We start from the raw sequence: 12,406 nt of genomic DNA, 5'->3' as shown, positions 1-12,406 counted from the left end.
GCTCAGCTCGGCGCAGCGGTGCTGGTGGCGAACGGCGAGCCGCGGCGAGCAGAACTGCCGCTGGCGCGGATCCGAGGAATGTTGGCGTCGTCGAGAGCTGTGACGACGTCGGGATGGTTGGCCAGGACGCGGAGTTCGCCGCCCGCGCGGGTGGGGCGGCGCCAGATCTCCTGCAAGGTGCGCACGGCATCGACGCTGAGGTAGGTGCAGGCCGAAAGGTCCACGGCCAGGATTCCTGCGCAGGCCGGCCAGATCTGGAGCAGGTCGTCGCGCAGCTCCGCGGCGACGAACCGGCCGATCCGGCCGGTCGCGGCGACGACGATCATGCCGTCGGCGACCTGGACGGTGATCTGAGGCGTCTGCTGCCGAGTGTCGCCCGTGACCTGCTTCTGCACGGCCATGGGGGAAGCCGCAGCCGCACCCTGAATCGAAATCGGTCTCGTGGACATCTGCACCCCAGGTCCTTCGACAACACACGGAGGTGTGCCGCCTAGGTCTGGGGCAGCGTCGCCGGCCATCGGACCGGCGAACCCGCCAACGACAATACAAGCGTTCCCTCGGAAGATCTCGCGGCCCGCACAAGTTTCGGCGCAGTTTTGCGACGACCCCGAGGGGTACTACGTCATCATCACTGTCGCTGCCCGAGCCCCCGGCGGCGCTCCATCGAGTGCCCGTCTGGGGATGTGAGGCAATGGCATCACTGCGCGTGCGGCAGATCCTGCTCGAGGTGCTCTCCGTCGCCCAGCCCGACCCGCCTGGCCTCAACGGCTCTACGGCCTGGACGAGATTGTGTGCTTCGGCAACAAAGTCGGTACCGGTCAGCGGAGCAGGCGTTGCGCTGATGACACCGACAGGCCACGGTGGCACCCTCGCCGCCACCGCAGGGCCGGCCGAAGTGATGGAGAACCTGCAGCAGACCCTTGGCGAAGGCCCGTGCCTGAACGCCTCTCGTGACCGGCGCCCAGTCCTCGAGCACGACCTGGCCCGGGCCGCAGCGCGCTGGCCGGCCTTCGCTCCCGCTGCCTCCGAATCGGGGATCGCAGCAGTCTTCGCGTTCCCGCTTCAGGTCGGCGCCATCCGGCTCGGCGTACTCGACCTCTATCGCGACGTTCCAGGTCCGCTGGACAGCCTGCAGCTGGGCGAAGCACTCGACTACGCGGCCGCTGCGACGACCATACTGCTGGACCTGCAGTACGACGCGTCGCCGGACGGGCTGCATCCGCAGCTCGCCGAAGCCGCCGACAGCCCTGATTCCGCGCCGCGACGGCAGCCGCGGGGTACCGGTCCACCCACGCCATACCGCTGCGCCTGCGCGGTCGGGTGATCGGGGCGCTCAACCTGTTCTGCGTCGACCGCGTCACCCTCAGCGACGCCGACATCTCGTTGGCGCAGGCGCTCTGCGATATCGCGACCGTCGGCATGCTTCAGGAACGCACCGTGCGCCGAGGCGAAGTGCTGGCCGAACAGCTCCAGTCCGCGCTCAACAGCCGCATCCTGCTCGAGCAGGCGAAAGGCGTGTTGTCCGAGCGGGCCGGGGTTGGCGTCGACGACGCGTTCGCGCTGATGCGGGCCTATGCTCGACGCAACCATGAACAGCTCAGCGCCGTCGCGAGCAGCGTCATCGACGGCACCATCGCCGCTTCGGAACTCACCTCCAGCGGCGCCTGATCACTATCGGCCGCGCAGTGGATGCTCGGCGCGCGAAGGACCGGGCCGTCAGGGCCCGGTCCTTACTGGCTGCCAGCGAGTCCGCGCCGACATCTCGCCCCGCGGGGTGGGGGCCGAGGGGCGCGGGTTCGTTGAGCACGTACGCCGCACCCCTCTGGGGCCGGTGATGAACACCGGAACCTTGCTCGGGCGGTGCCCACAGCCGTGTAGTCCGAAACCTTGAGGCCGGTCTTGTGCGATCTCGAGCCGTCTGATCTACGCTCGGTTGTAGGTGAGCGCCCAGCCCCCGCGCCGAGGTCTCTACAGGCATGCCCGGGCGGGAGAGGACAAGTGACGGATCGAGCCGGCAGCTTCGGTGAGATGGCGATGAAGCTGCATGAACAGGTCGGCGTACTGGCGACGGTCGAGGCAGTGCTGGAATTTGCTGTCGAAGCGCTCCATTACGATTCCGCTTCAGTCATGCTGATGCATCGACGGCGCCCTGAGACGATCGCCGCCACCGATCCGCTGGTCACCATCGCCGATCAACTGCAGATCGATCTCGGTGAAGGCCCGAGCCTGCTGGCCATCACAGAGGTCGACGACGTCCTGGTCGAGGACACCGTGACCGACGATCGGTGGCCGAAATGGGCACCCACCGCGGCCGCGAACGGGATCCGTAGCGCTCTCGCCATCCGGTTGTCCACCACACACTCGGTCAGTGGAGTGCTGAACCTGGTCTCGACGCGGCCCCACAGCAGCGGCGAAGCCGATCGGGATGCCGCCGCGTTGCTCGCCCTGCACGCCTCGATCGCGGTCGCGTCAGCCCGGCTCGAGGCATCCCTGACCCATGCCATCGATGCCCGCAAAGACGTCGGCCAGGCGGTAGGGCGCTTGATGGAGCGGTACACGATGGATCCGATTCAGGCCTTCACGGTGCTGCAGCGTTACTCCCAAGATCGCAACCAGCGCCTTCAGGGGGTCGCGCAGCATGTCATCGCTACCGGGAATCTTCCCGACTGACCCCGTTGGGTGCTGAATTTGCGTGCTGGACGATTCGGTGTGGGCACAGGAGTTGCACGAGTACCTGACTGCGTACGCGGTGAAGGAATTCGAGGTCCCGGATGTTCGGCCCAGTAGCTCCGGGACCGCCCCCAACTGTCAGAGCTGGAGCCACGCTGAGATGAGCAGCGAGAAGATGGACGCCGAGTTCGACGTGGCCGCAGATTGGACGCGGGTGGCGGTCGAGCAACTCGGCCGCGACCATGCCGTGCCGGCTGCTTGTCGCGGCAGCGCGAGTCCGTCCGCGCTCGCTTGGCTGGCCGAAGCCATGGAACTCACCGATGGCGAGACACTGCTCGACCTCGGAGGCGGTATCGGTGGGCCTGCGATCTGGGCGGCCAGACGGTACGGCGTTCGCCCGATTCTCGTCGATCCGATGGAAGGTGCTTGCCGGTCGGCGGCCCGGCTGTTCGGGCTGCCGGCGATCCGTGCGAACGGTCAGGCGATTCCGATGCGCGCGGCCTCCGTCGATACCGCATGGTGCCTCGGTGTTCTGTGCGCCGCCGCGAGCAAGTCCGCGCTGCTCGGTGAGCTGCACCGCGTGCTGGTGCCGTCCGGGCGACTCGGCCTTCTCGTCCTCGTCGCGCAGACCGACGATCTCGACGACGTTCCGGAAGGCAACTCGTTTCCGACGCAGGCTGAACTGGTCGCCGTACTGAAGGAGACCGGTTTCGTCATCGAGGACCAGATCGACGACCCCGGCAACGCCCCGGTCTCCTGGACGCGACTGTCCGATCGTGTCGATGCGCTCATCCGGCAGCAGCACCAGCACGAGAAGGCGTTCCGGCAGGAAGCAGAACAGCAGGAACGCCTCGATCACCTCTTGTCCACTGGTCAGCTCAGCTCTCAGATCCTGTTGGTCGAGCGAGACCGACGTGAGGATTCCTGAGCGAGCTGGCTGCTGCCGTCGTCAACTACTGATCCTTCCCATCCGTTGCCTGATTCAACGGTGGGCACCGGGGGTGGGTGCGAGACATCGAGCAGGTCGCGGTCGCCGGGGCTTCCGGGTTCGTCGGTGAGAAGTTGTGCGAGGTGCTGAGCAGCGGGTACGACGTCGTGGCGCTGACCAGGCGTCCGGACCGGTACGGGGGCGCCGGGCGTCCGGTGTATGCCGACATGCTGGACCCTGAGACGCTGGCCAAGGCGCTGCGCGGAGTGTCGGTCGTCTACTACCTGGTGCACTCTCTGGCCGTCGATGATTTCGCCGCCGTCGATGCGACAGCTGCGAGGAATCTCGGTGCGGCGGCTCGGCAGGCCGGCGTCCGGCAGATCGTGTACCTCGGGGGCTTGGGGCGCGACGACGACGAGTTGTCGCGGCACCTGGCGTCGCGGCGCCAGGTCGAGGGACTGCTGGGTGCGGCCGGCGTACCGGTGACCGTACTGCGGGCGTCGGTGATCATCGGCCGCGGCGGCCTGTCGTGGGAATTGATCAACACCTTCGCCGCACTGCCGGTCCTGGGAGCCCCGGCGTGGATCGAGACCAGGGCACAGCCGATCGCACTGAAGGACACGCTCGCCTATCTGGCCGGCGTTCTCGGCCGGGAGGAAACGTTCGGCCGGACCTTCGACATCGGCGGCCCCGATGTGTTGACCTACGCGGAGATGCTGCGGCGGACCGCACGGCTTGTGCACGATCGGTTTCTTGCCATCGTCGCCGTGCCGCTGGTTCCGAACGAGTTGTCGGCTGCCGGGATCTCGCTGATGTGTGGTGTCGATCGCCTGGTCGTCCAGCATCTGCTCGACTCGATGGTCAACGAAACGGTGGCCCACGACGAGGCGATCACCGATCTTGTCCCACTGGCGCGCACCACCTTCGTCGACGCCGTCCGCGCCGCGACCTGACTCGCCCGATCGGCGGTGAGAATGACTCGATCACGGTTGTCGCCTAGGAACGTTGGCGAAACTGGGAATGTGCGAGGGTGCCTTCATGCAGGAAGAACGGGCGGGGCAGGCGCATCCGGGCGAGCCGCGGCTGCCGGCGGCGGTGGGGGTCGTGGCGGCGATCGCGCTGTACGCCGTACTGCCCAGCCATTTGCAGATCGGGCCTCGCTTCGTGATTCCAGCGCTGGAGTCATTGCTGTTCGTCCCACTCGTGCTGGCCAATCCGCGCCGGATGACGCGGGAGAACCGGTTGTTGCGGCGGCTCTCGATCGGTTTGGTGCTGTTGATCGCGTTGTCGAACACGACCGCGCTCGTGCTGCTCATCCGTTCGTTGGTCACGGGAGAGGCGACAGCGGGCGGCCAGTTGCTGGCGGCGGCCGCACAGGTCTGGCTCACCAACGTCCTGGTTTTCGCGCTGGCGTACTGGGAGCTTGACCGGGGTGGACCGGTCACGCGGTTTCGGGTGGCTCGACCTGGTCTGCCCGATGCCGACTTCCGGTTCCCGCAGGACGAGGACCACGACGCGATCAGCGAGGTGGCGAAGAGGTCGTCGGCCAAGTCCGGGTGGGCGCCGGGTTTCATCGACTATCTGTACGTCTCGGTGACCAACTCGTCGGCGTTCAGCCCGACCGACACCATGCCACTGTCCGTCCGCGCCAAGCTGTTGATGGCCGTCGAATCGGTCTCGGCCTTGATGCTGTCGGTGCTGGTCGTCTCCTTCGCCATCGGCCTGCTCGGTCCGTGAACCCTAGGTTGGTTCCATCATGTGGAGGTGATCACTGCCCAGGACGAGATCCGACGCATGGCTACCTCTCGCGCACCAGGATCAGCAGTTCGACCCGATCAGGACCCGGACCGTCGTCGATTCACCGGCACCGTTGGCCTGGGTCTGTCAGCGGGGAATGTCGCCGGTGAGTTCGTGGCCGTTCCAGGTGAAGCGGGCGGTTGTGACGGCATCGTCGCCGTCGCCGTAGCCGTCGGTGGCGGTGACGAGTTGATGGATGCCGATCCCGGGAAGTTCGGCGTACGTGCACCACTCGTGGTCGGAGGTGAGGACAAGGTCGAGGTCGAGCGCGGTCAGCAGTGCGAAGACCTGGCCACGGTTCGTGCTGTCGACACCGACGAAGACCTCGTCGAGGAGGATGACCCGGGGAGCGTCGGGGACGGTCTGGTAGTGGGCGGCGACGACCGCGAACAGCGGCAGATGAAGAGCGATGGCCTTCTCGCCCCCGGAGAGCGCGCCGTGCAGCTTCCTGGTGAGCGTCTGATAGCCGTCTCCCTTGCCACGGTCGACCTTCACCACGAAGTGGTGCCAGGCGGTGTAGTCGAAGACGTGCGCGAGTTGTTCGGCCCACGTGGCCGCGGTGTCATCGGCTCTGGCCTGCTCGACCCGATCCCGCAGGAACCGGTGCAGCGAGTCCCGGTCTTCGCCGGACAGCGTGACCGGATCCTTCAGGAGGAGGTCGCGGGCTGTCCTCGTTCCGGCGTTGAGGTCGGGGATCGGTTGCCAGGCCAGTTGGACGGCCACTTTCGAAGCGGTCCGGACCTGGTCGAGCCGCAAGTTCATCTGGTCCACGAGTTGGTTGGCCTGCCGGATCCGGGCCGCGAGATGGCGCCGGGTGGCGCCGGTGAGCGTCCGGTCGAAGAGTTCGCGTTCGCGGTCGGTGATCTCGGCCCGGCTGGTGTCGGCGTCGGATTTCAGGCGGCGCAGGAGTTCGGCCGCGCCGACCCTGAGCCCGTCGATCACCGCGGTGAAGACCTGGACGTCCTGATCGGCCTCGAGGTCCAGATCAGCGCGCGTCCTTAAGGTCTCGCGGCACTCGTGCACGCTCTCCGACAGTCGTCGCACGGCGTCGGCCAGGTGGTTGGGAGCGTGCGGGAGATCGGGCCATACGCCGGTCACCAGCCGAGCCGCGTCCAGCGTCGCCCGGACCCCCTCGGAACCGGCCACGAGTCCATGAAAACCGGCCAGGTCGGGCAGTTCGCTGTCCAGCGGGAACGTCCCGGAGGACAGCCATCGGAAGCGGTGCGCGATCAGGTCCCGGCTGGTCGATGCCTTGTCCCGTGCGGCGGCCTCCGCCGCGTGGCGACTGCTCAGTTCACCGATCCGACGGGCGAGCGCCGTCTTCTCCTCACGGGCGGAGGCCTGGTCCGCCGCGAGCTGTTCGAGTCGTCCGCGGAGCTGTTTGATCTCGTCGAGGACGGCGCGATAGTCCAGCCCGACCGTTTCCTCGATCGTGGTCAGCTGGGTCTGGAGACTCTCGTGGGCCGCCGCTGCCTCGGTTGCCTCCTCGACGCGTTCCCGCGCGTCCTGCGCGGAGCGATCGGCTCGCCGGCGCCCCTCGCCGGCCGAGCTTCTGGCCGCCTCCAGGTGGCGCTGCTCGTCCATCCACGCTTCGGTGAGTTCGGCGAACGAGCGGAGCCCGCTGGTCAATCCGGTCAGGGCTGATCGTTCGGTCGGCAGTCCCGCTTCGGCGGCTTGGAGGGACAGATCACGCAGCGCCGTGGACACCCGGCTCTCGGACAGTGTGACCGCTGACAGCCGATCCCGTACGACGCTCTCAGCCGCAGCGACGTCGGCCTGCCGTCTCCTCAACGTGTCGCCGGCTTCACCGACTGTCTCGTACGACGGCCTTGCCGCCAGGTCCGCGTCGAGCACCTCCCGACGCCGGGCGAGTGCTTCCACTGTGGCTCGCCGAGTCTCGATGCCTGTGGCAACAGCGGTGAGCCGCGCGCGGAGTTCGGCCGCGTGGCGATCCCTGGCGCGTTGCCGCGCGGCGGTACCGATGTGCGCGGCCTCATCCTTGGCCCAGCTTCCGCTCAGGACACCCATCCGCCATGAGCCGTCCAGCCCGACGAGGATCGGGTCCCGGCGACCGTCCTCGATCGCCGCTCCGTACGAGTCGACGGCGACCACGGCGAGCAGACGCCGTACGACGTCGGCGCTGACCACGGACCCCGGCTCGGGGATCAGCAGGTCCGCGAGTGACCGATGGCGGACCGGTGGCAGACCGTCGGCGCTCGCGAAGGTATCGTGCCGGTCCGGTCCGATCCAACGACCGTGGTCGCCGTTGTGAATCCAAGCCTCGCCGGCCGGCGTCACCCAGGCGTCCAGCAGGCCGGACGCCTCGAGTGCGGCCTCGAGCGGAGCACGAACGTCCGGCGGTACGGAGTCGGCGAAGTCGATCAGCTGCCACAGCGGTGCTCCGGCGAGTGATCCACGATCCGTGGTCCGGTACGGAGAAGCGACCGGTGGAAGGTCGCGGTGGTCGATGACGTGGCGCAGTTCCGATTCCAGCTCGGACTGCGTCGCCGTCAGTTCGTCGAGCCCAGCTTGTGCCGTCGTCCTCTGCGCGGCCAGTTCCGAGGTCACCGCTGTCGCCAGCTCGGTCAGGAGAGCGAGCAGTTCTGTCTCCGAATCGGCGTACTCCGGCAGCGCGGTGAGGTCGGGAAAGATCAGCTCGCGGCAGCTGCCGGCCCAGTCGAGCAACTCCGACGACAGGTCGGCGAACACCAACTCGTACTGGGCCGAGGCCGCGGCCGAAGCCCGCTGGGTCTCCTCAAGGGCGGCACGCGCCACGTCCAGTTCGCCTTCGGCGTCTTCGCGACGTTCGATCGCGCGTTCGTGGACCTGCAGGCAGGCGACGATCTGCTCGATCTGCTCCTCACGGCTGCGACCGGATGCCCTGAGCAGGGCCCTCGCCTCCCGGCGCTCCGCCGCCGGCCTGGACAAGGCGTCGTCGGTGACCGCGACCAATCCGACCCTCACGGCGGACTGCCGTAGTTCGTCCACAGCCCGGCCCGTCGCGGCGGCTGCTCGCTGCTCGTCCTCCTGCGCTTCCTCGAGTGCCTGCGCATCACCCTGCGCCCGCTCCTCGTCCCTGGCGGCCACGCCCTCCAGGCGTCGGGCGTCGTACAGCGCGGACTCGGTTCTTCTGCGCAGCCGATCCAGTTCGAGACCGCTCTTGTAGGCGTCCTTTTCGGTCAGAGCTTCGCGTGCGGCTTCGGCGCGCCGGACCTCCCCGGTCAGCCGGTCGATCTGATGATTCAGCTCTTCGTCCCGGGTGAGCGCCAACTGGTACTCCTGCTCGGAGTCGCGGGCGCGGCGACTCAAGGTGTCCAGCTCTGAAGCGGCAGTGGTGAGTTGGCCCGCGCCCGCGCGGAGTACGCGCTGGGCATAAGTCCGCTGCCGTCTGGCCAGGCCGCGGGTCGCGTCGACCTCGGCCTCGAGCGTCCGGAGACGCTCTCGCTGGGCGTCGAGGCGCTCGAATCCTTCGGCCAGGTCGGTGATCTCCTGCGGATCGAGCGGTGGCAGGGCGCGCGAGAGCAGCGTGGACAGCAGCGCCGGGTCGAGGCGCTGGGAGAGTTTCGGTGTCCGGAGCTGAAGCAGTGCGGTGATCAGCGCGTCGTACCGTTGCTCGTTGAGGCCCGGGAACAGCACCGAGCGAAGGGCTGTCCGATACGCCGTGGCGTTGGGATGGACGGTGCCTCGCTCGCCGAGTCGTTCGTCCAGGGCGGCGCGGGTCAATGGTGCGCCCGAGTCGTTGAGCAGCGTCATTTCGCCGGGCTCGATGCTGAGATCGGTGGTGAAGTAGTCGGCGCTGACGGTGGTCGTGTGTGTGCTCGCCTGTAGCCTGGCGCCGCAGGTGAACCGGGTCGTTGTCTCGCCTTGCTTGGTGAACTCCAACCAGACATAGCCCACCCGGGTGGTGCCTGAGGCGCCTTCACCCATCAGGTTCCAGTGCATGGTGCGCTCGCCGGTGCCGAAGGTCGACAACCGGCCGGCCCGAAGGTTCGCGTCGAACAGGTACGGAAGCAGCAACTCGAGGGCCTTGGACTTGCCGCTTCCGTTCGGGCCGCGGAGCAGCAGGCGGCCGTCGTGGAAGGTGAAGACCTCGTCGTAGTAGCGCCAGACGTTGAGGATCCCCGCCCGGCTCGGCACCCAGCGATCCGGCCGCCGTACCGGCGCCGGGAGACCGGGCTGCAAGGTCGCGATCGTCATGGGGCATCCTCCTGCCGGGTTACCTCGGGCGGCTGTACGCCGTACCGGCTGCTTGCGGGGAGCGGCGTGATGACGCCGCCGGCCTCGCGGACCAGACCGAAGTCACGCAGTACCGCGACAGCTTCGCCGGCTAGTCGTGCTGATCCGTCGTCCTGGAATGCCTTGGCCCAGTTCGGTTCCCGGGACAGCAACCGGCCAGTGGCCAGGCGCACTTGCTCGATGGTCATCGGCTCCGTCAACCGGTCGAGCAGAAGCAGCGCGGCGACGTTGGCCGTTCTGGCGTCGTCAGGGAACCGGACGTCCGTGGACAGGCTGTCCGGATCGACGAGCAGGACACCTTCGGCGCGTTCCTCCAGGACGAACCCTCCTTGTTCGGCCGCCCGGCGCAGCAACTGGCGACCGGTCGGTGACGTGAGGTAGGCCAGTTCGTCCGGCGACAGGTCCGAGAAGTAGAGGACCGGATCGTCGATCAGCCGCCGGAAGACGCTGTGCCGCAGCCACAGATTGTGCTGGGTCGGAGAGATCTCCACCTCGTCGGTGTCCGGAGCGTTGGCCGGCCCGTAGCGGTGCTCACGGGTGATCAGGACCAGAAGTTCTTCGAAGCGCTCGGCGACCTCTCCGATCGGTAGCGCGAGAGTCGAGGGACCGATGGGTAGGGCGAGCAGGCGGATGAGCAACGTGGTGTTGACCCGGTAGAGCACCTTGGCGTCCTCTGTTTCGACGTAGTTCTCGGTGGAACCGTCGACGATCTCCAGACCGCCGAGGTTCTCCAGCAAACGCAGGGCGTCGACCAGCGCCCGTCGTTCGCTCCGGCTCGCCGTGTCCAGAGTGGGTATGACGTCATCCGTGGCCGTGGCCTGGCGGGTCCGCTCGGCGACCTGACCGATGGTGATGACGGGGACGGTGAGCAGTTCGGCGCTGACCACGCACAGCAGGACGTAGCGGCGGCGGTCGAACGGCGCCCGGCCGGTCCGCAGGCGTCGAGCCGGCCGACTGGCGTCGGTCGAAGGCCGGACCTTCACCAACCGGGCATACCCCAGACGCGGCTCGACCCGGACGGCCCACCCACAGTAGTAGTCGAACCAGCGGCGGATCGGTTCCTGCCGGCGGCGGACCAGGTCGAAGATCTCGGGAACACCGCGCTGCGTGACCAGTGGGGCACCGAGCAGCCCTCGGATGCCGCGGGAGACTTCTTCCCGCTCGGCGATCGCGAGCTGGTTGGCCAACTGACTCATCCTGAGTCTCCTGTCCTCCGGCCGGGGGCAGACTCGACCGGCCGGATGTTCACGATGTAGTCCAGGCCACGGAAGTCGCCGCGTGGTGTCCGCAAGGTGGTGATGGTCCGGTCTGCCGGTTCCCACAGCAGGATCTCGATCCGGCCGTCGGACGTGGTCGCCGCGCGGTGGCCGGAACGATTCGGGGTAGTGGCGAGGGCCGCTCCCAACAGGTCGCGGAGATGATTGAAGAGGAAGTAGTCGAGCCGGTCGAAGTGCGACAAACGGATCGGGCCGCCGGTGTCGAGAAGGGCCAGGGCCGCGTCCAGCTCGGCCCGCTCGGCGGCGATTCGCTCGGCCCGGGCAGCCCTGACCTGCGCCACGTCCCGGACACGGGCGGTTCGGCTGAATCGTTCGACCCTTCCGCTGGAGCGCAGTAGTGGTGACACCTCAACCGGCGCGGCCTCGTGCCAGGAGGCCGACGCCGGAATCAGCTCCGGGTCGGCCGCCGCCAGATGGGCGTGCCGCGCGGAAGTCAGGCCGAAGGCCGTGGCCCAGAGGCGGTGCAGGTCGTCCTGAGCCGGTACGACGCTGAACCAGCGGGCCAGTTCACGGAAGTCGGCCACGGCGCTGCTGGCGCGACGTCTCGTCTCGGTGATCCTGTCCAGCACCTGCAGCAAGGTGACGATCGCCTTGCGGCCGACGGTGTGCAGCTGCTCCACGCGGGGCGGCGCCAGTTCGGAGCCGACGAACCAGGCCAGCAATCCCTCCCAGCGCGCTTGCCGGCGATCGAGCCAGGCCGGCCCGGGATCGGTTCCGGACAGTGACGGGAGTTCGGCACCGGTCAGCGCTCGGCGCTGCAGGCGCGCGACACCGCGGTCGAGGACGTCTTCGATCCGTTGGCGGATCACGTGGACGCGCTGCTCGAGGTTGGTGAGAAACTCCTCCAGGTACGCCACCGTCGCGAGCTTGACGTCGTGGAAAGTGGCCAAGTCGACGCCTTCCACCCGCAGGAGGCGCTGGAGCTCGCCGTTGAACTGCTTGGTGTTGGTCCGGAGCGCCTCCAGGTGCCCTTCGAGCTCCATCAGCGTGGTGAAGATCCGTCGGTCGGTTCCGCCGTCCAGTTCGGCCACCAGGTCGCGCAGCCGATCTCCGATCGCGTCCAGCACCGCCGTCTGCAGGGCCCCGGTGGACGCCAGGACGCTCATCGCATGGGTCACGCCGGCGAAGGCCGCCTCACCGCGCCGGCTCAAGGAGTACCGCACGTTGTTGCGCTCGTAGTCCGCAGCGGTCCGGTAGTTCTCCGTGTGATCCTGGATCGGGTCGACGAGTTTCCAGTCGCCCAACTGCTTCAGCGCGGCGACCAGCAACTCGTCGGACAACGGCTGCCCCCAGCCGATCGAACGCAGCCAAGCGGTCAGGTCGTCGAGGCCGAGGGCGGTGTCGAGCCGATCGTTGGCCTCGGCGAAGGCGTGCAGGATCGCGACGTACAGCTCGGACCGATCGACGGTGCTGAACTGGAACAGGTCTGCAGGAATCCGGAGCGGTGCCACCGGGCCTCCGTTCTCGCGAGTCCGAACACGCTAAAGGAGACGCACGA

General features: G+C 67.9%; 10 protein-coding genes. 6 read left to right on the top strand and 4 right to left on the bottom strand.

All coding sequences use genetic code 11. From position 1 onward, the window contains the following. Positions 1-2: 2 nt before the first annotated feature. Positions 3-401 carry an STAS domain-containing protein gene (locus HDA39_RS12925; protein ID WP_184795462.1) on the bottom strand — a complete coding sequence of 133 codons (399 nt, stop codon included), beginning with the start codon at positions 399-401 and terminating at the stop codon, positions 3-5. A 290-nt stretch (positions 402-691) separates the two neighbouring features. Between HDA39_RS12925 and HDA39_RS12920 the strand changes: the two genes are divergently transcribed. From HDA39_RS12920 to HDA39_RS12895, 6 genes are all read left to right on the top strand, one after another. Continuing rightward, a complete protein-coding gene (locus HDA39_RS12920; RefSeq protein ID WP_184795461.1) occupies positions 692-1,324 on the top strand; it encodes a GAF domain-containing protein in 633 nt (210 codons plus the stop codon). Beyond that, positions 1,321-1,668, top strand: a complete 348-nt coding sequence (locus HDA39_RS12915) for an ANTAR domain-containing protein (RefSeq protein WP_184795460.1) — start codon at positions 1,321-1,323, stop codon at positions 1,666-1,668. The genes HDA39_RS12920 and HDA39_RS12915 overlap by 4 nt, the downstream gene beginning before the upstream one ends. Before the next feature lie 360 nt (positions 1,669-2,028). Next, positions 2,029-2,670 (top strand): GAF and ANTAR domain-containing protein, encoded by a 642-nt coding sequence (locus HDA39_RS12910; protein ID WP_184795459.1) that lies wholly within the window; start codon positions 2,029-2,031, stop codon positions 2,668-2,670. A gap of 160 nt (positions 2,671-2,830) precedes the next feature. Beyond that, entirely contained in the window at positions 2,831-3,598 is a 768-nt protein-coding gene (locus tag HDA39_RS12905) for a class I SAM-dependent methyltransferase (protein WP_184795458.1), read from the top strand. A 77-nt stretch (positions 3,599-3,675) separates the two neighbouring features. Next, a complete protein-coding gene (locus tag HDA39_RS12900; RefSeq protein ID WP_184795457.1) occupies positions 3,676-4,551 on the top strand; it encodes an NAD(P)H-binding protein in 876 nt (291 codons plus the stop codon). A gap of 85 nt (positions 4,552-4,636) precedes the next feature. Beyond that, positions 4,637-5,335 (top strand): hypothetical protein, encoded by a 699-nt coding sequence (locus HDA39_RS12895; protein WP_184795456.1) that lies wholly within the window; start codon positions 4,637-4,639, stop codon positions 5,333-5,335. A 147-nt stretch (positions 5,336-5,482) separates the two neighbouring features. On the opposite strand, the gene HDA39_RS12890 is transcribed toward HDA39_RS12895, so the two are convergent. The 3 genes from HDA39_RS12890 to HDA39_RS12880 are packed head-to-tail and all read right to left on the bottom strand — an operon-like array spanning position 5,483 to position 12,359. Next, a complete protein-coding gene (locus HDA39_RS12890) occupies positions 5,483-9,592 on the bottom strand; it encodes a TIGR02680 family protein (RefSeq protein ID WP_184795455.1) in 4,110 nt (1,369 codons plus the stop codon). After that, a complete protein-coding gene (locus HDA39_RS12885; protein ID WP_184795454.1) occupies positions 9,589-10,827 on the bottom strand; it encodes a TIGR02678 family protein in 1,239 nt (412 codons plus the stop codon). Before HDA39_RS12885 ends, HDA39_RS12890 begins: the two co-directional genes overlap by 4 nt. Next, complete coding sequence (locus HDA39_RS12880) at positions 10,824-12,359, bottom strand: TIGR02677 family protein (RefSeq protein ID WP_184795453.1); 1,536 nt, start codon at positions 12,357-12,359, stop codon at positions 10,824-10,826. The genes HDA39_RS12885 and HDA39_RS12880 overlap by 4 nt, the downstream gene beginning before the upstream one ends. Positions 12,360-12,406 lie beyond the last annotated feature (47 nt).

The sequence above is a fragment of the Kribbella italica genome (genome assembly GCF_014205135.1).
Classification (GTDB): Bacteria; Actinomycetota; Actinomycetes; order Propionibacteriales; family Kribbellaceae; genus Kribbella; species Kribbella italica.
The sequence above is the reverse complement of the archived record's forward strand: the minus strand, read 5'-3'. Positions and strand labels throughout refer to the sequence as shown.

Excerpts from the sequence above, each read along its gene's own strand:
- HDA39_RS12925 (WP_184795462.1), bottom strand. The coding sequence starts at position 401 with ATGGCCGTGCAGAAGCAGGTCACGGGCGACACTCGGCAGCAGACGCCT.
- HDA39_RS12920 (WP_184795461.1), top strand. The coding sequence starts at position 692 with ATGGCATCACTGCGCGTGCGGCAGATCCTGCTCGAGGTGCTCTCCGTC.
- HDA39_RS12910 (WP_184795459.1), top strand. The coding sequence starts at position 2,029 with ATGGCGATGAAGCTGCATGAACAGGTCGGCGTACTGGCGACGGTCGAG.
- HDA39_RS12905 (WP_184795458.1), top strand. The coding sequence starts at position 2,831 with ATGAGCAGCGAGAAGATGGACGCCGAGTTCGACGTGGCCGCAGATTGG.
- HDA39_RS12895 (WP_184795456.1), top strand. The coding sequence starts at position 4,637 with ATGCAGGAAGAACGGGCGGGGCAGGCGCATCCGGGCGAGCCGCGGCTG.
- HDA39_RS12890 (WP_184795455.1), bottom strand. The coding sequence starts at position 9,592 with ATGACGATCGCGACCTTGCAGCCCGGTCTCCCGGCGCCGGTACGGCGG.
- HDA39_RS12885 (WP_184795454.1), bottom strand. The coding sequence starts at position 10,827 with ATGAGTCAGTTGGCCAACCAGCTCGCGATCGCCGAGCGGGAAGAAGTC.